The organism is Acinetobacter sp. CAU_H_56, assembly GCF_058599425.1.
On sequence record NZ_CM178654.1, the window covers coordinates 2813366 to 2836368 of the forward strand.

Consider the following 23003-nt stretch of genomic DNA (forward strand, 5'->3'; position numbering starts at 1 on the left):
TTTCGTATCGGAACGGTGTGCAGTTTAGCAAAACTCAGAATCCATGCAAGTGTTTTTTTCAAAAAAAACGCCAAAAACTCACAAAATCAATCCGTTTGATGATAATTCAACCGCTTTGATCACTGCGCGAGCTTTTATTTGGGTTTCATTCCATTCTGACTCAGGATTTGAGTCCGCAACCAGCCCTGCTCCCGCCTGAACATAGACCTTATTTTCACGAATCACGCAGGTACGAATGGCAATCGACATGTCCATTTCACCATGCCAGCCTAAATAACCAACAGCGCCGCCAAAAATTCCGCGTTTTACTGGCTCAACTTCGTCAATAATTTCCATGGCACGAATTTTTGGCGCACCAGAAAGTGTTCCCGCAGGGAAAGTTGCCTTAAAAACATCCAGTGCATCGACATCATCACGTACTTCACCTTGTACATTCGACACAATGTGCATCACATGCGAGTAACGTTCGATCACCATTTGATCAGTGACTTGTACTTTACCGATTTTGGATACACGACCGACATCATTTCGGCCCAGGTCAATCAGCATTAAGTGCTCGGCAATTTCTTTTTCATCAGACAGCAAATCTTTTTCCAGCGCCAGATCTTCTTCTTTGGTCTTGCCACGTGGACGCGTACCCGCCAGTGGACGAACAGTCGCAATGCCATTTTCCAGACGTGACAGAATTTCAGGCGAAGAACCCACAATATGGAACGGCGTATTGTTTTCTAGGGTTTGCCCTTGTACCAGGAACAAATAAGGCGATGGATTAAGGTGACGTAATGCGCGATAGACCTGTAAAGGCTCACCATCGAAATCAGAAACCATACGATGGCCTGGCACCACCTGCATCACATCTCCGGCACGGATGTACTCTTTTACCTTTTCAATAGAGGCAATAAAGTTGTCATGTCCAGTTAAAGACTCAAAATGCGGTGCTGTATGTTTTTCTGCTTTCAGGCTTACCGGTGTCGCCAGAATATTTTCCAGCTCATCCAGCTGCTGCTGCGCTTTCTCATAAGCTGCCGGATCAGCTGCATCGGCATGTACAATCAGGAACAGGGTATCTTTCAGGTTATCGAATACGATGACGGTTTTGGACAGCATCATCCAGATATCTGGCAAGCCTACCGGATCAGCTTCAGGCACATTTTTTAGCTTAGGTTCGATATAACGTACTGAGTCATAACCAAAGTAACCGACAAGACCACCGGTAAAGCTTGGTAAGGCTGGAAGTTCTGCCTGAGTCGGTACTTTAAACTGTGCCTGAAAGTCTCGGATATACTGGAATGGATCGGCACAGTGCTGTTTTTCAATAGAGCCATCTGGATGCTGAACAGTCAGTTCACCCGCATTACAGGAGAATACAGTCGATTCACCTAGACCGATAATTGAATAGCGCGCCCAGTTCTCTCCCCCTTCGACAGATTCGAACAGATAAGCCTGTTGATGTTGTTTCAGACGGGCAAAGATAGATAAAGGAGTATCTGTATCGGCCAGACGCTGGCGGTATACAGGAATCAGGTTGTAGCCTTGAGATGCAAGTTGCTGGAATTGAGCTGAAGTTGTCATTCGGTTTTTCTCTTTAAATTGGGGTTACTCAGTATGAAAATGGAATTGAACTGAGCGACGCCATCGAAAAACCTTATAACTATTCATCTTATTTCCTTCGTACCCTATTTAAGCAAGCAATTCACGTAGATCATCGACAATTTCTTGAGGATCACAGTCTGCTATATTTTCACCATGATTATAGCCATAGCTGACTACAATACAATCTATACCCGCACGGCGCGCAGCTTCGATGTCATTGACCGAATCACCAATCATCAGTACCTGCTCTTTGGTCACGCCATAATACTCCACACAATGCAACAACTGACGCGGATCTGGCTTACGCTCGGCAAAGCGATCACCACCAATGGTGTCATCAAAGTATTTCGCCATTTCCAGAATATCTAGGATACTGCGTGCCGGTTCTTCTGGTTTATTGGTCACACAGATCAGTTTTTTGTCGTTAGCCTTACCCCATTCCAGAAACTCGATAATTCCGTCAAATGGCTTGGTATCCACACAAGGATCGGCATTATAAATTTCCAGAAATGTCGTAAGTAATTCCTGATGTTGGGCAGGTAATACCTCACCCACCAGATGCTGGAGTACGCTTTCACAGAACTTGGACGTTCCTTTACCAATCCAGACCCGTACCTGCTCCTCAGTGACCAGGGGTAGCTGCAAGACATTCAGGCTCATATTCATGGCCCGATACAAATCATGGGCTGAATCCACCAAGGTGCCATCCAGATCGAATAAAATCAGCTTACGTTGTTCCAGTTGTGCAATTGACATCCTGACCCTCATTTTCTTTATTTGCAGCCATAAAAAAGGCATGCGTAATGCATGCCTCGATTGTAACCAATCATGGGCTTATTTAAACAACACCCAAGCGATAATCGCCAAAATAATCAGAACAATTAATGAAATCAGTCCAATAGATGCATTTTTCTGTGCTTCTTTTTCCTGCTCTACACGAGAAACAGGCTGTTCCACCGGAATTGGTGCAGGTTCTGGCTTAACCGAGCTCAGGTCTACACCCTCAGCAATAGGCGCAGGTTTTGGGATACCGACATTGGTCGGCATACCATCACGGGTCAAGTTGACTGAAGCATCACGCTCTCTCAATTCTGGAATACCCTGATCATTCATTTGCTGTGCAGGTGTAGGCTCAGCTACTTCAACCTGTTCCACGACTTTTTCTGCCGTTGCTTCAATTTCTGCTGGAACCTCGACTGCACCCACAGGCGCCAGTACTGAAAATTTCAAGCTGGCAAACTGAACAATGTCATCCTGCTTTAATAAGGTTTCCTGCGCAATCTGCACATCATTGACGAAAGTGCCATTCGATGAACCCAAATCCTGTACCCAGAGCGCATCATCCTTCAGTAAAAATGTCGCATGTTTACGGGAAATTTCCGCAGCCTGCAACACGATATCCGCAGCCTGATGACGCCCCACCAGCATGTCACGGTCAATGCTAATTTCCTGTCCTGTTAAGTCGCCTGTAATCGCGTGTATTTTCCAAGTCATGAAAGTTACTTCTCTGTTCTCTTTGACATTATCATAACATGCTGTCTGCAAATGCGAATGACCTAGCTTTTGGGTCTAAGTGTGGTTGTTGTAACGGTATTTTTACTTTTTTCTACCTGCTGGACGGGTTCTACCATTTGTCGCTGAATCACCGGCTCTATTGCTACTGGCGTGACGACTACATTGGCTGGTTGCGCCTGAACCGGTGCGGTCGGCACAGTTTGATAAGTCGAGTTTTGCAATGGCGTTCTGGATACCGGAATTCGCTGTTGATATACATCTTCAACACTTTCTGGCAATTTGGCAAAGTTCCCGTCTGAATCGAGTGCGAGTTGCAGACTATATAACTGACTATAACGTTGCTGGGTCAGTTTATGCACTGCATTTTTATCCCCCACAATGGTTGGATGGATAAAGATCAATAAGTTACGTTTTTGATTGGACTTACCTTCTGAACGGAATAAACGTCCCAAGCCTGGAATTGCACCCAGCCCCGGCACCGCTTGGCGTCCATAACTGGTATTATCCGAAATCAGACCGCCAAGGACAATGGTTTGTCCATGTTCGGCCAGAATTGAGGTTTTGATCGCTCGCTTGCTGGTGACCAGATCCTGCGCCTGCCCTTTACTGGCTTTGACATCAGAAACTTCCTGTTCCACTTCCAGGCGTACCGTACCATCTTCGCCAATATGGGGAACCACCTTTAAAGTGACCCCGACATCCTTACGTTCAATGGTGGTATAAGGATTGGCCACTCCTGCCGCACCCGTAGATACCGAACCAGTAACAAAGGGTACGTTTTCACCGACAACGATATAGGCTTCCTCATTATCCATGGTCACAATCGACGGTGTAGACAACAGGTTGGATTTGGTGGTTTCTTTGAGTGCCTGAATCATCGCGCCATACAGACGACGGGAACCATCACTGCCTTCACGATAATCACCGATTACCAATGAACTGCCTGCACCGACAGTACTCGCCGCACCTGCACCACCGCCAGTCAGATAACCCGCTGCAATATTTTTCAGGCTGGTGCCAAAATTATCAAAATTGATCAGACCAATTCCGCTGCTGATATCACCCAAAGCCCATTGCACACCTAACTGGTCCGCATCTGTCCCTTCTACTTCAATAATTGCAGCTTCAATCAGAACCTGTTGACGTCGTACATCTAACTGACCAATGGCAGATTCGATTTCACGCATCAGTTGCGGGTCTGCTTTAACCACCAAAGAATTCTGCGTGGCATCCGCAATAATACTGACGCCATTGGCATTAAAGCTGCTAATTCCGCCCTGCTCGGTTTTCATGCCGGTATTTAACTGAATGTTGGATGCGGTTGAGCTGTTTGAGTTAGTAGTACTGTTGTTATTCAGGTTATTAGTCGAATTATATGAAGACGTGCTGGAAGAAGAATTATCCAAACCAGTATTGACTGCCTGCCCTGTCACTAGTCCCTGCAAAATTTCCGAAAGATTCTTGGCACTGGCATATTTCAAACGGAAGACTTTTAAGCCCCCCAGACGGTCTGCTGCAGGTACATCCAGTGTTTCAATAATCTGACGAATGCGCTTGCGTGTTGCCGGATCACCCTTAATCAGAATCCGGTTGGTACGCACATCTGCTATGACCCGCACCCGTGAACCACGCAAATCTTTAGCCGCACCCGTTGCTGCCATTGAGTCAATCAGCTCGATCATTTCTTCGGCCTGACTGGATTGCAGGCTAATGGCTTCAATATCATTCTGGCCCGTGCCATCCAGATTACGGATGATGGTTTCCAGCTGATAGATATTGGTCGCCCGGTCCGACACAATCAGTGCATTAGTGCCCGGAACGGCAGCCAAATGGGCAAACTGTGGCATCAACGGACGCAGGGCTGGAATCAGGTCATTCGGATTGGTATTTTCCAGCCAGATCACGCGAGTGACAATCTGGTCACCGGTCGCACGATGACGTGCATCATAGGGAATCCCGGAGCTTTTGACATTGCTGTCTGGAACCAGCTTGATGGTATTTCCTGAAGGAATGGCCACCACACCATTGACATTCAAGACCCCTAAAAACAGGTCATAGACTTCATTTTTATTCAGTGGCTTGTTGGAAATGACCGTGACATTGCCTCGAACCCGGGGATCTACCGCAAAATTTTTACCGGTAATATCCGCCACTTCATTAATGAATGCGGTTAAGTCTGCATCCCGGAGATTGATTTTCCAGGTTTGCGCATAACTTGCCGTACTGACCATAGCAACCAATGGTGCGGCCACACAGAATGCCCATGCTGATCGATTATTATTAAATAAAGCCATAAACTTTTGTGTTTCCTAACCCTATGCGTGATGACACATCACTTCAAATCCTGTTGTATGGTCATCACCTGATCACCACGTTTTATTTCGAGTTTGACCTGACCTTCACGTCGAGCCTGTTCCAGTAACTGTGCTTCGGTTTGTCCCTGCGACAGGGTCTGACCATTCAAAGACAAAATCCGGTCTCCCGGTCTTAATCCCAAGCGATTACGCAGTGCAGCCGGTGTTCGTGAAGTGACTTCATAACCACCATCTGCTGCACTTACCCCCATATTCTGTAAGTACTGGTCCTTATTTTCCTGCATCTGCTGGATGGCCCGATTGATTTCACTCTGTGGTGAAGGTTGTTCAGGCATACCACTTTCCGTATGCAGCGGAGGCATTGAATTTGAAGATGCTGCTGAGATATCCGGCACAATCGGCTGGTTTAAACCATTTTCCAGCCCTTTAAACAGGATTTCTTGGGTAGCACCGCTTGATTTACGCAAAATCACCCGGTCCCAATACACTTCAGCCAGCGTAAAACCGCTATTCCCCAATACCTCTCCGACCCGATAACGGTCAGACTGGTCATTAATTTTCAAGACTGCTGAAGAGTTATAGCTTGGGCTCGCCACCACAACCCCCTGCAAGACAATATTGGCAGTTTCAGCAGTGTTCGCTGCGTAAGTATTTTCCTGAAATAGTGAAAAGGCACTTATATTTGGCACTTGAGCCTGTTGTGACCCCAGTTCTACCTGATCAATCTGCATCGCTTGTGGCGGAGCCACCAGAAGCCAGAATAAGGCGGCCAATTTCCAACATAAATACAGAATCAGCAGGAACAATAAAATCGGAGCAACACGCTCTGTCTGTTTCAGATCAATATTTTTAAAATAATCGAGTGGGCTTGCCATCAGTTGAAGCCCCCCATTAAAGGCTGACGGGTACTAATCACATAAGTATCCAGCCCAGCTTTACCGGTATAAGAAGGGGCATTAAGTAAAAAGCGCTGTGTCAGCTGAATATCCAGCATCAAGCTTGGATCCAGTTTAATATTCAACATACGTTGATCGCGATTGTCACGTACATCCAGCAGCAGCTGTCCATTCTCATCGGATAACTGACCACTCAGAACCGGTACATTCATACGCTCCTGACGCTGGGCAAACGTGTAAATCAGCTCACCACCGCTCCACTGCATCTGGCCATCTACATGGCTAAAGCCTTGCTCTTTTTTATATTTAAAATCGAGTTCTTTAAACTGAATCGGGTTGGTAGGCCATTGCCAGTCAGCAATCTTCTTTAAAGTTTCAGGTGCAAGCTGTCCCTCAAGGTTTTTGACGGTTAAAGTTTTATTCAGACCATAGCCCATTACACCCGAAAACTGGGTATTACCGCTATGCAGATCAATATTTGCCCCTAATCTCAGCAACAACAGGTCCAAAGGACGAACCTGCCAGTTCAGACTTCCCCGAAGATTACCTTTTTTCCAGTCCGCACTTCCCTGCCAGATATTCCCGCTTACATTATGCAAGACCTGATTATTTTTATAAAATTTTGAAATTAACCAAGCTGCAGGAACTTGCAGAATTACAAAGACAAAAAAGGCTAGAATTGCAAATATCAACCATTTTAATGTTTTCGGCTTATTGCTCATCCCGCCACGACCAACCTATCCAATCGAAACCCCTAAATTTATAGTTTTGTCATTTTATAATCACATTATGCACACTTTTTCTCTGACGCCAATTCATAGGCATAAAAAAACCAAGCAGGATGTGCTTGGCTGATCAATCACAGGCCGTATGCATAACAGCCTGATGATGAATAATGCGGCAGAAGGATTAGATCACGAAATCTTCCAGTTTTGCGCCTTTCTCTAATTCAGCAACTAACCAGCGTGGCTGTTTACCACGACCAGTCCATGTGTCTTCCGGATTGCTTTTACTGCGATAACGTGGCTCTACAGACTTACGTGCAGTTTTTTTACGTTTAGAAGCACCAAATTCAAGTAGCTGTTCAATCGTTAAGCCTACTTTGTCGGCAATATCCAATACCTGATGATAAGCATCTTCAATTTCCTGATCTTTTTTCAAAGCAATTAAAGACTCAGCTTCTGCTTGTAAACGTTTTAACTCTTCAACTGATAAATTTGTAATGTCTGGCATCATGTTCTCCAATAAATAGCATTATTTCTTTTAATAAATAACGAACCCATCATATTTATATTAAGTGTAATATTCAATATAAAATTTTAAATGTACAACAATAAACTTAAGGGCCATTACAAAATTAATCATTAAATTAGAGATGAAACTCAATATTAAATTTCATGTTGTACAGTTAATTCCAGCGATTTTATTTTTTCTCGAATATGTTCAGGTATTTCAGTTTTCTGCATATTTTTATTTAAACATACAATTACTGCTTCTGAAGTGGCTACGATACTTTGCTGCTGTTCACTCCATAATAAATAATGCATTCTGACTGCACTATTCCGAATTTCATCAATTCGTGCCGCCACTTTTAATTGATCTGGATAAACCACAGGTTTTAAATAACGGCATTGATTTGAAGCCACCACTGTTAAAATATCTTCATCAAAAATATTTAATTTACCCAAATAAGCCAAACGGGCACTTTCTATATAACGGTAATACATCGCATTATTAACATGCCCAAACGCATCCATGTCTCCCCATGCAACAGTTTGCGAATAAATCACCGGATATTGTTGTAATTCTGACATTATTTCCTCAAATTCTGATTTCGATAAAATTAACATTCGATTCAAATACGGCATTTAACTGCTGTATTAAATCATCTCTTCCCTGCAATACAGATTTAATTCTCAAATAGCTCATGCGGATGTCATCTGGATAGAGATCCAGCAATTGCTGAGCTTCTTCTACCCGGCCAGTTGCCTGCAGAATATGCCATTTGGCAAAACTTAATATTGGCAGTGCAGTATATTTTGCATCCCAAACTGAGATCTGCTGCTCAATATCTGCATAATCTGGAAACTGCTTTAATAACTGCTGCTGGAACCATAAATAAAATACATCCTGATTAAATTGGAGTTCCAGTAAATGTTTAGCAAGTCTTTCATGCTCAACACTCATTTCCGGCATTCTAAATAACAGTTTCAACCATAATAGCTTGACTTCATAGTCACGGTTAAATATGTCCTGTTTTAAATCCAGATAACGTTGTTTTAAATATTCCAAATCGTCTTCAGTAGCCTGGTCATAAGCTATTAATAATTGCTGCAGCCATATTTTTTTTACTTCTTGGTCTAAATGTCCATATTTGGTTGAACGTAAATATAACCAGGGAAACTGTAAGGCGAATTGCCCCCATAAAGCATTTAAACGCTGCTCATAAGCGGTTTTGACCCGTCTTAACCAAGGAGATAACTCATGCTGATTTAAAAATTCTAAATGCGTTAATGCCTGCTGACCATCCTGCTGCGATAAATAGATTTCAATCCGCTGTAATTCTGCCAGTTCAAATGCCATGGGATTGGACTGATTTAAACTACTTAATGCTTCGCTATATTGTTGCTGTCCCCAGGATAATCGGGCATCAATAATATACTTGAGCAATCCCGACTGATTAAAAGACTGCTGGATAAAATCCCGTTGATCTTGTGCAGCATTTAATAACCAAACTACGGCTAACTGCTCATAAGGATGCAAGCGGGCAAAGCTGAATACCGTTTCATGTTTACGCTGTTTAAAGCTGAGATAACGCTTGGTCGCATACCACAGCATATGCATCAGGAAGCTAATCGTGATGAGTAAGCCTACCAGAAACCAGAAAGTGGTCTGGATTTGTAGTCCGCGCCAATACAGATAGACATAGCCCGCACCATAACCATAGCTCAGTACGCTCAAGATCGCCAAGCCCAGCAAACCAACCAGTAAATAAGCAAGTAAAATCTGTTTCATAAGCAATTAACCGATCAGGGTACGCGTATTGAGCTGAGGAGTAGGCATCTGAGGTGCTATCTTAATTTGCTCCAGTCGCTGAATCCATTGTTTGCTTTGCGCATCCGGAAGTTGAGCCAATACCTCGATCACACTTTTCAGGGCTTGCTGGAAAGCTACCTGCTGTCCTTGTTGCACACTATTTTCTGCAATCAGTAAGCGCAGCTGAGCTTCTTTTAAGACCAGATTACGCTGCATTAAGACTGCACTCGGCTTCTCGACTGATTCAATCTGAATCCAGCGCTGCCAAAATGAGCTTTGGGTTATAGCACGGTGCTGATGCTGCACCTGGATTTCCTTTTCCATCTCAACATCAATCTGTTGCAGCAGCTCTTTTAATTTATTCTGTTGTACCAAACGATTGTTGATGAACTGCTTAAGGACTTCCCGATCTTTGTCAATCGCCTGATTCAGGCTACCCAGAAGAGCAGGTGCCAGTTCTAGATGTTCAAGCTGATTGGATAATTGGTTTAACTTTTCCATAGCCATTGCATATTGTTGCTGCTGCAAGGCAAACTCAACCAGATCCAGATATTGCTCGACTAAAGGCAGATCATCCTGCAAAGCAGCTGTAGGAGCATCCTGAACAGCCCCTTTGTTCGATGTTTCAGAGCTTGCTGCTTGGCCAGTGGCAACCTGACGTTTTAAGGCCACCAGCTGATCATTCAGATTGGCATTCTGCTGTTGTAACTGCTTCAAATTCTGGGTCAATTCAGTCTGTGCTGAATTTAAACCAAACAGGTCATAGCTCAGCTTGGCAATCCACGCCAAGCTCAAGATGAAAAAAACAATGAATAATTTTTTCATGCGTTTCCTAGTACATCAGTAGCTGCTGCAAAATCGTCGATCCGCTTAAGTCATCTAACTGAGCGAATTGAAAACCAGCCTGATGTTGCTGTTGATATTCCCCAAGCATGGCAGCCAAACGTGGCCCCAAAACCAAATACAATGCCCGATTAATGAGATGCGGATACGGCTGCATCAAGGCTAGCCAGTTAAGCCAGCTCGCTTCACTGCTGACCAAGACTGCATAACGGGGATTAGCTTCAAGGCTCGTCAAATGTTTAGCTAATATCTCGGAAGTCACTGGCGGACACTGACGATCATATAAAATGAAATTCAATATATGAATTTGCTGATCCTTTAAATGCTGCATCATAAATTGACGCCCACCTTCACCTCGCCAAAAGGCGACAGTTGATCCGGTAGCTAACTGCTGTAGCACAGGCAATTGCAGCATCCCTTCCGAAGTCTCCACATCAGGCACATAACTCTGGATACCGTAGCTTGCTAAAGCCTGCTCGGTAGCTTTACCTACAGCGACCCACTGGATACTTCCAAGATCATTCAATGATAGACCTGCCTGCTGCAAATATTGCATGCCCATCTGGGCAGCGGTCGGACTCACTACGACAATCAGTTTTGCTTGGGGTAGCTGCCTAAATAAACTGGCCAGCTCATCCGTATAAGGCTGCTGTACCAGTTCTAGCAAGGGCAACTCTATCACCGGAATCTGCGCTGTCTGTAGGGCTTGCGTTAAATTTGCAGCACGATCACTCGGACGGGTATTAATGAACAACATTATTTTGAATAAAGGGCTTTCAATAACTCGCCTGCGCCCTGATCTAGCAAATCTTTGGCCAGTTGAACACCCAATTGTTCTGCATCTGCCATGGTTCCACTTTGCTGTGCGCGTAGCAAAGTTGCGCCATCTATACTACCGACCCGGCCTTCAATCGAAATGACACCTTCATTTAAAGTAGCATAGCCTGCGATTGGCACCTGACAGCCACCTTCCAGATAGGCATTAAAGGCACGTTCGGCACGGACACACGCATCAGTTTCTACATGTAATAGAGGCTGGATTAAATCTAATACCGCTTGATCTCCACTCCGGCATTCCAGGCCCAATGCACCCTGTCCTACTGCGGGTAAACTTACTTCAGGCACAATACTATGACGAATACGATCTGCAAGGCCCAAGCGTTTTAAACCGGCACTGGCCAGGATGATTGCATCATACTGACCTGCATCCAGTTTGGATAAGCGTGTACCCACATTGCCCCGTAAATCGATAATCTCAAGGTCCGGACGCTGTTTTAAAATCTGGGTTTTACGGCGCAAGCTGGAAGTTCCGACTTTGGCACCTTGAGGCAATTCGTCAAAACTGGCATAAGTATTTGAGACGAAAGCATCCAGTGGATCTTCACGTTCACAGATGACTGCCAAAGATAAGCCTTCAGGCAAGGCCATCGGTACATCTTTCATTGAATGAACTGCCAGATCGGCACGACCATCTAGTAAGGCTGCTTCTAATTCTTTTACGAATAAGCCCTTACCACCAATTTTTGCCAATGGCGTATCAAGAATTTTATCGCCCTGTGTAACAAAAGTGACTAACTCGACCTGAAGTCCAGCATGCAGGTCCTGTAAGCGTGCACGGATATGTTCAGCCTGCCAGAGCGCAAGCGGACTTTGTCGAGTAGCAATTTTTAGGGTCTTCATAAATTTCAATAAACAGTCAATGAGAACAATAGTCTAAACTTAACCTGCTCACTTGAAAATGCAAGCGAATTTATGCAAGTTTCAATACTGGTCCAGACGAACTCATTGATCCGTTTAGAGTTTCTGAATCCGTTCCCGCAAGAATGGCAAATGACGCCGACTGACCGCCAGACGCTCTTCCAGTTCACGACAACGCACCTGATACTGGCCGGAACTCACCACTTCCAACCCCTCTAGATAATGAACCGAAACCAGTGCATTACGGTGAATCCTGATGAACTGATGTCCAAACTCCTGTTCCAACTCCTTCAGGGTTTCATCAATCAGGACACTGCCGTTTTTATGGCGTACGGTCACATATTTTTGATCCGCCAGAAAATAATAGATATTTTCAACTGGCACCAATTCGACCCCGCGATAGGTCTTTGCCGCAATTTGATGGCGGCTGATATTGATTTCTTCCATATTTTCTTTTTGTTTTAGTTGGCTCATTTGAGCTTGGGTAAGTTTAATTAAATGCTCTAAAACCTGTGCCAATTCCTGTTGCATCACCGGTTTAAGCAGGTAGCCGTCTGCATTAGACTTGAATGCATCCAGCGCGTGTTGGTCATAGGCCGTACAAAAGACAATAGCCGGCATCGGGTCGAGCTGACGCAAATGCTGCGCACAGGTCAAACCATCCATTTCAGGCATTTGAATATCTAATAAGATGACATCAGGTTCATGCTGGTGAGCCAGATCAATTGCTTGACGACCATGCGTAGCTGTTGCAACCACATCATGCCCCAGTTGAGAGACTAAACGTGATAGTCGCTCGACAGCCAAAGGCTCATCGTCACAAATCAGGACGTCCATTTCTCCTCCTTAATCCAGTCAACATTATTCATTTGATTATAAGTTAACTGTGATTTCCTTGATTTCTTTTTATTTATAGCGATATTGCACAACCGTGGTAAACACCCCTCCACCGGCGAAAGTCTGAAACGTCATCGTAGGTCCGTAATAGGCTTCCAGACGCTGTCTGACATTTTCAATTGCAATACCATGTCCCTTTTTTAATGTTTTATTATCCTGCGTATAGGGGTTTGTTATGATGATATTAATTTGATTTTGCAAGATTTCAATCAATATGCTTATGGTACTCTTTGTCAAAATTTTTTCAACTCCATGGAAAATACTATTTTCCACTAGGGGTTGTAAAGTCAATAATGGAATTTGGACTTGTGAGTATAAGTCTTTGTTTTCTAATTTCCATTCGACCTGCAAACGCCCTCCTAGGCGAATCTGTTCAATCTCCAGATAGCGCTGGCACAGTTCAATTTCTTCCTGCAACTTGACCAGCTTCAATTCCTGAAAACTGGCCCGAAATAAACGGGACAAATTCAGCAACATTTGTTCGGCTTTGTCCGGGTCAATACTGATCAGGCTGATTACGCTATTGAGACTATTAAACAGAAAATGCGGATGAATCCTGGCTTGCATGGCCTGAATCCGTGCATTTAATTCACTGTGCTGCTGCTGCGCCCATTGTTCACGCAAATACAGATAGCGAAAACAGAACATGCCTAATAGGATACCAAAACTCAGATGTAGGCCGACCTGTTCCAGTGCGATTGCCAGACTCAGTCCCTGAAAATTCAAATTACTGCCAAAATAGGTCAGCACATTCAGACTGGTCGTAGTCACCAAAACAATCGCCTGTAATAGCAAAAATCCGCAGATTAATGCCAGCTTAATCCCCATGCGCTGAAAATGCTGATGAAAAAGCTCGACCAGCGCTGCAAAACATAACAGTATCCAGTTGATATACAGCATATATTGAAGCAGATCTTCCAGATTGAGCACCTGCCAGGACTGTGCTTTTGCCAAGGCTAAGACCATGGCCAGCACATTGCCGCCAATAAACATTTCCAGCAAATAGTGCAGCTTGCCGATCTGGCTAAAAAAATAGGAGCTTTGCACTGATCCGGTCGGAGATGTAAAAGATTGATCGACTTGGACTTCGGCAACGGGCTTTGAATTTGTTATACTCTTTTTCGTTCTACTGCTTTTAATCTGATTGAGCCGACATGACCACATCTTCTAATTCCTCAAATCCATCACAAGCCCAGACTTCGGGTATGTGGGGCGGTCGTTTCTCTGAAGCGACTGATGCTTTTGTTGCTGAATTTACAGCATCTGTTCAATTTGACCAACGTTTTTATAAACAAGACATTGCAGGCTCGATTGCACATGCAACCATGCTGGCAAAAGTTGGCGTACTGACCGAACAGGAACGTGATGACATTATCGAAGGTCTGACTGCGATTAAAGCAGATATTGAAGCAGGTAACTTCGAATGGCGCATTGACCTTGAAGATGTGCATATGAACATTGAGTCGCGCCTGACTCAGCGTATCGGCATCACCGGTAAAAAACTACATACGGGCCGTAGCCGTAATGACCAGGTGGCAACCGATATCCGTCTGTATGTACGTGATGAAATCGATGCCATCCTGGAATTACTGGAAAAATTACAAAAAGGCATCCTGGGTCTGGCAGCTAAAAATACCAATACCATCATGCCAGGTTTTACCCATCTGCAAACTGCACAGCCAGTGACTTTTGGTCATCACTTAATGGCTTGGTTTGAAATGCTGGTCCGTGACTCTGAGCGTCTGATTGATTGCCGTAAACGTGTTAACCGTATGCCACTCGGTTCTGCTGCTCTGGCAGGTACGACGTACCCGATTGACCGGGCTTATACTGCTGAGCTTCTAGGTTTTGAAGCTGTTGCTGAAAACTCTTTAGATGCTGTTTCTGACCGTGACTTTGGTATCGAATTCAATGCTGCGGCATCTTTAATTATGATGCATCTGTCACGTATGTCTGAGGAAATGATCCTGTGGACATCTGCTCAGTTCAAGTTCGTAAACATTCCAGACCGTTTCTGTACTGGTTCTTCGATCATGCCACAGAAGAAAAACCCAGATGTGCCTGAACTGATCCGTGGTAAAACCGGCCGTGTATATGGTGATCTGATGAGCCTGTTGACCCTAATGAAAGGTCAACCGCTTGCTTACAACAAAGATAACCAGGAAGACAAAGAACCATTATTTGATGCGATCGATACCGTTCGTGGTTCATTAATGGCATTTGCTGACATGATTCCTGCTCTAGTACCAAATATTGAAATCATGCGTGAAGCAGCGCTTCGTGGCTTCTCAACGGCCACTGACCTGGCAGATTATCTGGTAAAAAATGGCGTGGCTTTCCGTGATGCTCATGAAATTGTGGGTAAAGCGGTAGCTTTAGGCGTGCAGGAAGGTAAAGACTTATCTGAATTAACACTTGAGCAACTGCAACAGTTCTCTGATCTGATTCAGGCAGATGTATTTGAAAAAGCCCTGACTTTAGAAGCATCTGTGAATGCACGTAATCACATCGGTGGTACTGCACCTGCACAGGTTGAAGCTGCGATCGAACGTGCGCATGCTCGCCTAGAGAAACTTTACGCTTAATTGCTTTCGCTTTAAATTGGAGTATTGATATGTCTCGACAAGTTTTTTGCCGTAAGTATCAACAAGAAATGGAAGGTTTAGACTTTGCACCATTCCCGGGTGCAAAGGGTCAGGAACTGTTTGATACGATATCTAAACAGGCTTGGCAAGAATGGCTGAAACACCAGACCACGCTGATCAATGAAAAGCGTTTAAACGTGTTTGAACCGGATGCGAAAAAGTTCCTTGAAGAACAACGCGAGAAGTTCTTTAACAATGATGAATCATTGGAAAAAGCTGAAGGTCTAAAGCCTGAGTAAAAAAGAAAGCACTGCTTTTCTTTTTTACGCAAGACAAGGACGAAGTCCGCGTAGGCAAGCATTTAAAAAGAGTCTCTTTTGAGGCTCTTTTTATTGGAAAGAGTACTGCTCTGCCCTTGCGCAAGACGAGAAGCTATGCTTCAAGTGAAAAAACTAAGACACTGCCTTATTTTTCTGCAAGGCAAGCGAAGCGCGTAGTTTTACTTGTCAAAAAGGAAATCCATGAAAGATTCCCTTTTTAATTTAAAGCCCTGCTTTTTTTGTTTTTTACACAAGACAAGCAGCTATGTGCTCATAGAATAAAAAAACTCCTTATATGGAAATTTTTTATCTAAGCTCAAGCTTTTCTCTTACGTAAATTAAGCGAAACATATAACTTCGAATGCTATAAAAAATAATCCATAAAAAGAATTCTCTTTTTAATTTGAAAAGTATTTCTTCATCAGATCATGAGTTAAATACCCGGCAAGAGACTCCTCGAATATTCTTTTTCTATAGATATTCTATTTTTCTTAAAAGCACTCCAAAAACTATTTTAATTTTCATGAGATCGAAAATTATTGACCTAAAAAACAGGCTCAAAACCTGTCATTTTCTTACCGTGTTTTTTAAATTTAAGCAGCCATTATCGTACTGAAAAGCAATCAGATTTGTATCAAAATAATCAATTGTAAATTCTGTATACATTGCTCTCACAAAACACAACATTCAGCTACAAGAAACCACATGATTTTGTGGAAGGTGCTCCCTATAATGACCAACAAGAAGATGAGATATCTTTGAATAACTATAATAATAACTGAGAAATACCCCCGATTTCATCCCAGTTCTTCCCCCAAAGGCTGGGTATTTTTTTGCCTGCTATTTTTATATTTTCTATTTTTAGCTATAAAAAAAAGCTCCTTTAAGGAGCTTTTATTGATTAAGGCTGTTTCAGATATGGCCAGGCTGCTTTTAGGTAAATAAACATTGACCATAAGGTCAGCACCACGGCTGTATATAGCAATGCATAAGCCAGCATTTCTAGCGGTGGCCAGTTCAGCAGGAAAACCGTAATTGCGATCATCTGAAATGCAGTTTTATATTTACCCACTGTAGACACCGCCACACTGGTACGCGCACCGAGTTCAGCCATCCATTCACGTAAAGCTGAAACTGTAATTTCTCGTGAAATAATCACAATCGCTGCAAAAGCCATCGAGATCGAAGGTTGCCATTGCACTAAGACAATAAGCGCAGCAGCGACCATCAGCTTGTCTGCAACCGGATCTAAAAAACGACCAAAAGCAGAGGTCTGATTCAGAGTACGCGCTAAGTAACCATCAAACCAGTCAGTGACTGCAGCCACTACAAAAATTGTCGTTAAGATAATATGCCGCGTCACATCAGGACTGGTTTCATTAAATCCCATTGCCGGTGGCCAATATGCGACCAATAAAAAAACCGGAATCAGGATAATACGAGCCAAGGTCAAGATATTTGGAATATTCAGGATACGACCTGTAGTCATAGACACCGCCAATTGTTCCCCTCATGTACGATGAAAATGCACACTTTTTTCGAGGTTTAATCCATCATTAATACGCTTCACTTTATACGAATTGACTTGAAGTGTCACTAGGCAAACACCGTCACTGTCTGTCTGGCCATCGCAATCAGCCGATTTTCTGCATCCCACAGATAGGCATGTTCTGTTGAATAACCGTCAGCCGCATGGTCAGTAATCACTTTATATTTAAACCAATCATGTAGCTGATGCTGCACCGGATGCACGTAGGTTACAGTCCAGGTCAGGCTGCTCGCTGGAGCCAGTGTCTGAAACATCGGCAACACCCCCGGTGGCCAGATATCAAAAATGGCCATCAGGTCAGCTAACTGAAATTCACGGTCAGAATGTTGATCTGGATGGAAGCGGCACCAGCCTTCAAAATCAGGACGTACACTTGAACTGCACGGCAGATTCAAATCCGCCCATCTGAGTTCAAAATGATCAAAACACTTTGGAAGCTTGAACTGTGCAGGAATCTGGAACAGGGTTTCAGGAGGAGTATAATCCGGAGCCTGGATTTCCTGATGTACCTGAATGCTAGAATCGCGCGCTACGCCGAAACTGGCAATCAGAATGCTCTGAACAGCCTCATCCTGCCATAGACGCACTTCGATGGTAGTGACCGATTTGCCTTCACGCAGAATTTCCGCAGACAGGCGTGCTTTGCCTTCCTGTACCGGGCCAACAAAAGTCACACTGGTACTCAGCAGACGTTTAGCAGGATCATTGATCGTCACCACGGCTTTTTGCATCATGACTGCAGCCGCAAGTCCACCGTAGATGGTTCTCCCTTGCCCCCAGCCTGTCGGCATTTCAATCCATTCTTGCTGCGCAATTTGTGCGTACAGTGCTTGCAACGACATATCGATCCTTCAACTTTGTCTGATGAACCGATATATTGCTGGAAAAATCTATGAATAGAAATGACCTTTGACTCGAAGGTCAATGTGCATTTTTGCACTTGTAATTGATATAAAACAATTACTCATGCAGAACTTTATAAATCATCCGGGCCATCACAGAACCCAGACCTGGCACCAGTTGCAGGTCTTTTTCTGAAGCTTTAAGCACACCCTGAATCCCACCAAAATGGGTCAATAAATCACGACGGCGCTTCGGCCCCAGTCCCGGAATTACCTCCAGTACCGATGAACCCCGTTTTTTATCGCGTTTGGCCCGATGTCGGGTAATGGCAAAACGGTGGGCTTCGTCACGTACCTGCTGGATCAGATGCAGGGCCTTATGATCTTCTGGAAGCTGGATCTTACCGCCATCGGTAAAATGCAGGGTTTCCAGACCCGGCTTACGTCCTTCGCCTTTAGACACACCGACCATAAAGGCATCCAGTCCAAGTTCCTGCATGACTTCCATCGCCATATGCAATTGCCCTTTACCACCGTCAATCAGCAGCAGATCTGGCAGCATGGCTTTTTTATAACGACGGGTTAAGGCCTGACGCATCGCGGCATAGTCATCACCCGCCTGAATATCATTGATAGAAAACTGGCGATAATCACGTTTACGCGCACCTCCACTATCAAAGACTACGCAAGAAGCAACCGTATCTTCACCCATGGTATGTGAGATATCGAAACACTCAATCCGATCTACCGGCCGTCCCACGACTTCTTCTAACTGATGGAAACGTTCATTCAATTCAAAGTGATTAGCCAGCTTGCCCTGAATAGCATGTTGTACATTCATCTGTGCCAGTTCCAGCCATTCGGCACGGGTTTCCCGAACTTTGGACTTGATCTGAATCTTCTTGCCAAAATGTTGAGAAAGTGCGGCTTCCAGCTCCTTCCGGTCTGGCATTTCAATATTCACGATCAGCTCAGAGGGAATTTCATCGGCAACCTGGAAATAGAAATTGGCAATAAAATCTGAGAGCATTTGCCCCAGATCATCACTTAGCATATCCGGGAAATAGCCTTTACCGCCCAGCATCTTGCCATTACGCACATGCATGATCTGCACACAAGTCACCCCTGCCTGATAGGCAATCGCCAGAATATCTGCCTCACCTTTAACTTTATAAATCGCCTGCTGCGCCTGTACATCACGCAGTAACGCCATCCGGTCACGATAAAATACCGCCTTTTCAAATTCCAGATTTTCTGCAGCTGCTTCCATCTTGGCAATCAGTTCCTGATTCAGCTCTTTGGTATCGCCTTGCAGGAAACGGATCGAATTATTGACATCTTCCTGATAATCCTCAGGCGAAATCAGGCCGACACAAGGGCCGGAACAACGCTTGATCTGATATTGCAAACAAGGTCGAGTACGATTGGCAAAGAAACCATTCTCACAGGAACGTACATTGAACAGTTTTTGCAGAATAACCAAAGTATCGCGGGCATTATAGGCACTCGGATAAGGTCCAAAAAACTTGCCGACCTGATGCTTGCCCTTGCCACGACCGCTGGCAATTCGCGGATAAGGTTTGTCTGCAGAAACAAAAATATAGACATAGGATTTGTCATCACGCAGCATGATGTTATACGGCGGACGATGCAGCTTGATCAGGTTTTGCTCTAGTAATAAAGCTTCAGTTTCTGAACGCACCACCAAGGTTTGAATGTCATAAATCCGTGCCACCAAAGCTTGAGTCTTGGGATGATCAAGGGTTTTGACAAAATAACTGGACACCCGATTTTTCAGGTTTTTGGCTTTTCCCACATATAAGAGTTCGCCATCTTTGCCATACATCCGGTAGACCCCGGGTAAGGTGGTCATATTGGCCAAGATTTTTTCAATATGAGGGCGTGCGTTCTCGTTCACCTAAAACCTATTTTTCACCTGCAATATGCAGATATATGTGATGTTTAATGTGTCATTTTCAAGCGATGACACAAAATTCATCCGAACTGTCATCCAAAGTGAAACAGGTTATGCCCAGACTGCCGTATTTATAGGCAACCCAATATGGTCTGATTGCTAAAAGCTATAAGTCGCCTGAACTAACTTTGCTATGCTCGACAGGTTCAATCTCGAGATGATCCAAGATGACAAGTTCCCAATCCGGTATTCATGTTGTGCAACCTGCCACCTCTAGCCATAGTCAGTCTGAGCGTGACCGTTTGATTGGGAAACCGCGTTTTCATTTTGAACCTCAGGCTGTAATGCAGTTGCTACGGGAACGGATCATCGGTCAGGATACCGCCTTAAATGAAATTGAAAAAATGCTGCATGTGGTCAAGGCTGACTTTTCCAGTCCAGAACGTCCGCTTTCGGTTACCTTAATGCTTGGCCCGACCGGTGTCGGCAAGACTGAGACTGTACGTCTGATTGCCGAAGCAATTTATGGTCGCCCTGATGCTTTCTGCCGGATTGATATGAATACTTTAGCGCAGGAACATTATGCAGCTGCCCTGACTGGCGCCCCTCCGGGTTATGTGGGCTCTAAAGAAGGCCATAGCCTGTTTGATGAAACCGCTATTGCCGGAAGCCATACCCGTCCCGGCATCATGCTGTTTGATGAACTGGAAAAAGCCAGTACTGAAGTGATTCGTGGCCTGATGAATGTACTGGATACCGGCCGACTGACGTTGACTGCTGGTACCAAAACTATTGATTTTCGTAACTGCATGATTTTTATGACCAGTAATGTCGGTGCACAAGCCGCACAGCAATATCTGGAAAAACTCAGCTATCTACCACAAAAAGTGCAGCAACTATGTCTGAAAAAAGTACCGACCCAGCAGATCATTGAAAAAGTCATGCGGCGCAAGTTCGATCCTGAATTTTTAAACCGGATTGACCGTACATTGCACTATCAGGCTGTCCAAAATGATGCCCTGCCACGACTGGTTGAGATTGAGCTGGATAAATTAAATCAACGTCTGCAACACCAGAAACGACAGATTCACCTCACTGATGCAGCCAAGGCCCATTTTTATCAGGGTCATGACATCCGTTATGGCGCCCGTCATTTGGGTCGAAAAATACGGACCGAACTGGAACCAATTTTAGCGATTTATTTCCTGAATCACCCAGAACAGCTACAACTCCATCTGGACTGCATTAATGGACAATTGCTAGTTCAGCCTCAAGCATCCGATTCCAATTAAACTGTTTGATGCGCTTGAATCGCCTGAATCAATGCATTCGGGTCTTTAGGTGAAATCAGGACATATTTTTGTTGATCTGCCAGCATATAGCTGACTTTTAAACGCTTGAAAGACAAAGCAGGTGCAATTTCTGAGTGGTCTGTAGGTTGGATGTTCTGAATTGAACTGAGTGGAATTTGCCAGGTCAGCCATAGGCTTTTAATGGTCAATTGTCCATCCTGCACGATATAACGGGTACTCCAGACCGGCCACCAGACCAAGAGGATTGTGAGTATATAGACTGCGGTATGCACCGGATATTGAGCCATCGTCCCTTTGGCCTGCATGGTCAGTAATAATTGCAATAACAAACCGCTCATACAGATCAAAAATGCCAACAGCCACCAGTCTTTTTTGGAACGAAATACACGCATCATCTTCCCCTTAGTTTATTTTATCTTACACAAAATCAGGATGATGTGGTGAATCTCTGCAAGTAATAAAAAACGCCCCTCAGGGCGTTTTATTTTTTATGTTGTAGCTTAGGCAAACAGATAAGGACGAACAAAGATCAGGAAGAAAATGCCTAGCATCAGGAACCATTTCAGGAAATAGTACAGCTGGCGGTTCTGTGCTTTTAAAGCCTTAGCCTTGACCCGGAGTTGATAAACATAACCAAAGACCTTGTTTAAGCCACCGGTCTGATCTCCAACTTCATTCGGTGAACTGGCTGCTGTCATTACTTTTTTGCCAAACCAGTGATTGAAGCGTTCCATCCAGCGGGTTTTTAAAGGTCGCTCGACATCAGCAAAGAAAATGATCCGGTTCTGGTCAGTCTTGTTTTCGGCATAATGAATATAGGTTTCATCAAACACTACGCTCTCGCCGTCACGCCAGGAATAACGCTGGCCATCGACATCGATAAAGCAGCGGTCATCATTCGGGGTCATTAAGCCCAAGTGATAACGCAATGAACCGGCATACGGGTCACGATGGCGGACCAAACGACTATCCGGTGCCAGCTCGGTAAACATAGCCGCCTTAATGGTTGGCAAGGTTTTGAGCAAAGCCGTAGTTTTTGGGCAGAGTTCTGCTGCAGAGGGATGCGCCGAGTCATACCATTTTAAATAGAAGCGTTTCCAGCCGGTTTTGAAAAATGAGTTAAACCCCAAGTCATCATATTTGCTCGATGCCTTGATGCCACCTTTCTGATAGAGCGCCTGTGCTTCGTCACGAATCATTTCCCAGTTTTCATCCAGCACTTTTAGGTCTTTAAAATGCTGCGTATCGATATAAGGCTGATTCGGGACGCGTGAAAAGGCGTACATCAGAAAATTGATCGGTGCAAACAGGGTCGAATGGTCAAAAAACTGGCGATAAAAAGAATGCCGAACTGTGCCACGTCGCTGAATATATAACGCTGAAATGACAAAGATGGCCAAAATAATCCACTTAAGCATATCAATACCCAAAAAATCCTAGCCCCAAAAAAGAACGGGGAAAAATAAAAAAGTCACATCTGGGCCGCATTATAACAAAGCTGCTTTTGCTCTCCCTACCCGCTTGTAGAACACAGCGTTGCATACATTTTCTTACATCCGTATCGAATGATTTGAATCTCAATTGACTATTTTGACCAAAACACCACACAGCAAACATTCCCTATCTGGTCAATTTACGTTATAAAAACAGCGCGACAGCAATAAAAAAGTGAAATTGAAACAATAA

At 44.2% G+C, this 23003-nt stretch carries 22 protein-coding genes; 3 read left to right on the forward strand and 19 right to left on the reverse strand.

Annotated features, from left to right (window positions below; translation table 11 throughout):
- Nucleotides 1–78: 78 nt before the first annotated feature.
- The 14 genes from trpE to AC4MCC_RS13350 form a co-directional block, all read right to left on the reverse strand.
- Nucleotides 79–1572, reverse strand: coding sequence for an anthranilate synthase component I (gene trpE / locus AC4MCC_RS13285; RefSeq protein WP_284880668.1), 1494 nt, complete (start codon nucleotides 1570–1572; stop codon nucleotides 79–81).
- Nucleotides 1573–1680: 108 nt separating this feature from the next.
- Nucleotides 1681–2349, reverse strand: a complete 669-nt coding sequence (gene gph, locus AC4MCC_RS13290; RefSeq protein ID WP_491885433.1) for a phosphoglycolate phosphatase — start codon at nucleotides 2347–2349, stop codon at nucleotides 1681–1683.
- Nucleotides 2350–2427: 78 nt separating this feature from the next.
- Nucleotides 2428–3087, reverse strand: a complete 660-nt coding sequence (locus tag AC4MCC_RS13295; RefSeq protein WP_419365821.1) for an FHA domain-containing protein — start codon at nucleotides 3085–3087, stop codon at nucleotides 2428–2430.
- Between the two features lie 62 nt (nucleotides 3088–3149).
- Nucleotides 3150–5402: a type II secretion system secretin GspD gene (gspD, locus tag AC4MCC_RS13300; protein WP_491885434.1), complete on the reverse strand. Its 2253-nt coding sequence runs from the start codon at nucleotides 5400–5402 to the stop codon at nucleotides 3150–3152.
- Between the two features lie 38 nt (nucleotides 5403–5440).
- Nucleotides 5441–6298: a type II secretion system protein N gene (locus tag AC4MCC_RS13305; protein WP_491876266.1), complete on the reverse strand. Its 858-nt coding sequence runs from the start codon at nucleotides 6296–6298 to the stop codon at nucleotides 5441–5443.
- Nucleotides 6298–7041 carry a type II secretion system protein N gene (gene gspN, locus AC4MCC_RS13310; RefSeq protein WP_004781653.1) on the reverse strand — a complete coding sequence of 248 codons (744 nt, stop codon included), beginning with the start codon at nucleotides 7039–7041 and terminating at the stop codon, nucleotides 6298–6300. Before gspN ends, AC4MCC_RS13305 begins: the two co-directional genes overlap by 1 nt.
- Before the next feature lie 187 nt (nucleotides 7042–7228).
- Nucleotides 7229–7555: an H-NS histone family protein gene (locus tag AC4MCC_RS13315; protein ID WP_079281036.1), complete on the reverse strand. Its 327-nt coding sequence runs from the start codon at nucleotides 7553–7555 to the stop codon at nucleotides 7229–7231.
- A 152-nt stretch (nucleotides 7556–7707) separates the two neighbouring features.
- Nucleotides 7708–8133, reverse strand: coding sequence for an acyl-CoA thioesterase (locus AC4MCC_RS13320; protein WP_004781650.1), 426 nt, complete (start codon nucleotides 8131–8133; stop codon nucleotides 7708–7710).
- 7 nt (nucleotides 8134–8140) lie between these two features.
- Nucleotides 8141–9334: a heme biosynthesis protein HemY gene (locus AC4MCC_RS13325; protein ID WP_491885435.1), complete on the reverse strand. Its 1194-nt coding sequence runs from the start codon at nucleotides 9332–9334 to the stop codon at nucleotides 8141–8143.
- 6 nt (nucleotides 9335–9340) lie between these two features.
- Nucleotides 9341–10180 (reverse strand): hypothetical protein, encoded by an 840-nt coding sequence (locus AC4MCC_RS13330; RefSeq protein ID WP_491885436.1) that lies wholly within the window; start codon nucleotides 10178–10180, stop codon nucleotides 9341–9343.
- Between the two features lie 7 nt (nucleotides 10181–10187).
- Nucleotides 10188–10955: a uroporphyrinogen-III synthase gene (locus AC4MCC_RS13335; RefSeq protein ID WP_491885437.1), complete on the reverse strand. Its 768-nt coding sequence runs from the start codon at nucleotides 10953–10955 to the stop codon at nucleotides 10188–10190.
- On the reverse strand, nucleotides 10955–11878 hold the full coding sequence (hemC, locus tag AC4MCC_RS13340; protein ID WP_419365815.1) for a hydroxymethylbilane synthase: 924 nt from the start codon (nucleotides 11876–11878) through the stop codon (nucleotides 10955–10957). The genes AC4MCC_RS13335 and hemC overlap by 1 nt, the downstream gene beginning before the upstream one ends.
- 114 nt (nucleotides 11879–11992) lie before the next feature.
- Complete coding sequence (locus AC4MCC_RS13345) at nucleotides 11993–12733, reverse strand: LytR/AlgR family response regulator transcription factor (protein ID WP_005232557.1); 741 nt, start codon at nucleotides 12731–12733, stop codon at nucleotides 11993–11995.
- 69 nt (nucleotides 12734–12802) lie between these two features.
- Nucleotides 12803–13957: a sensor histidine kinase gene (locus tag AC4MCC_RS13350; RefSeq protein WP_491885438.1), complete on the reverse strand. Its 1155-nt coding sequence runs from the start codon at nucleotides 13955–13957 to the stop codon at nucleotides 12803–12805.
- On the opposite strand from AC4MCC_RS13350, the gene argH reads away from it, so the two are divergent.
- Both argH and AC4MCC_RS13360 read left to right on the forward strand, forming a co-directional pair.
- Nucleotides 13948–15378 carry an argininosuccinate lyase gene (argH, locus tag AC4MCC_RS13355; RefSeq protein ID WP_491880506.1) on the forward strand — a complete coding sequence of 477 codons (1431 nt, stop codon included), beginning with the start codon at nucleotides 13948–13950 and terminating at the stop codon, nucleotides 15376–15378. The genes AC4MCC_RS13350 and argH overlap by 10 nt on opposite strands.
- Nucleotides 15379–15407: 29 nt before the next feature.
- Complete coding sequence (locus AC4MCC_RS13360) at nucleotides 15408–15677, forward strand: oxidative damage protection protein (protein ID WP_005232563.1); 270 nt, start codon at nucleotides 15408–15410, stop codon at nucleotides 15675–15677.
- Nucleotides 15678–16599: 922 nt separating this feature from the next.
- Here AC4MCC_RS13360 and pgsA read toward each other — a convergent pair.
- The 3 genes from pgsA to uvrC form a co-directional block, all read right to left on the reverse strand.
- The gene (pgsA, locus tag AC4MCC_RS13365) at nucleotides 16600–17187 is read right to left on the reverse strand and encodes a CDP-diacylglycerol--glycerol-3-phosphate 3-phosphatidyltransferase (protein WP_004781631.1); all 588 of its coding nucleotides are present in this window, start codon (nucleotides 17185–17187) and stop codon (nucleotides 16600–16602) included.
- Nucleotides 17188–17294: 107 nt separating this feature from the next.
- Nucleotides 17295–18089: a thioesterase family protein gene (locus AC4MCC_RS13370; protein ID WP_419365812.1), complete on the reverse strand. Its 795-nt coding sequence runs from the start codon at nucleotides 18087–18089 to the stop codon at nucleotides 17295–17297.
- 118 nt (nucleotides 18090–18207) lie between these two features.
- Nucleotides 18208–20007, reverse strand: coding sequence for an excinuclease ABC subunit UvrC (gene uvrC / locus AC4MCC_RS13375; RefSeq protein ID WP_491885439.1), 1800 nt, complete (start codon nucleotides 20005–20007; stop codon nucleotides 18208–18210).
- A 224-nt stretch (nucleotides 20008–20231) separates the two neighbouring features.
- Here uvrC and AC4MCC_RS13380 point away from each other — a divergent pair, with 224 nt between their 5' ends.
- Nucleotides 20232–21296: an AAA family ATPase gene (locus tag AC4MCC_RS13380; RefSeq protein ID WP_419375174.1), complete on the forward strand. Its 1065-nt coding sequence runs from the start codon at nucleotides 20232–20234 to the stop codon at nucleotides 21294–21296.
- Here the strand turns inward: AC4MCC_RS13380 and AC4MCC_RS13385 are convergent.
- Complete coding sequence (locus AC4MCC_RS13385) at nucleotides 21293–21709, reverse strand: PH domain-containing protein (protein WP_419375173.1); 417 nt, start codon at nucleotides 21707–21709, stop codon at nucleotides 21293–21295. The genes AC4MCC_RS13380 and AC4MCC_RS13385 overlap by 4 nt on opposite strands.
- Before the next feature lie 108 nt (nucleotides 21710–21817).
- Nucleotides 21818–22735, reverse strand: a complete 918-nt coding sequence (gene lpxO, locus AC4MCC_RS13390; protein WP_034589795.1) for a lipid A hydroxylase LpxO — start codon at nucleotides 22733–22735, stop codon at nucleotides 21818–21820.
- Nucleotides 22736–23003: the final 268 nt, after the last annotated feature.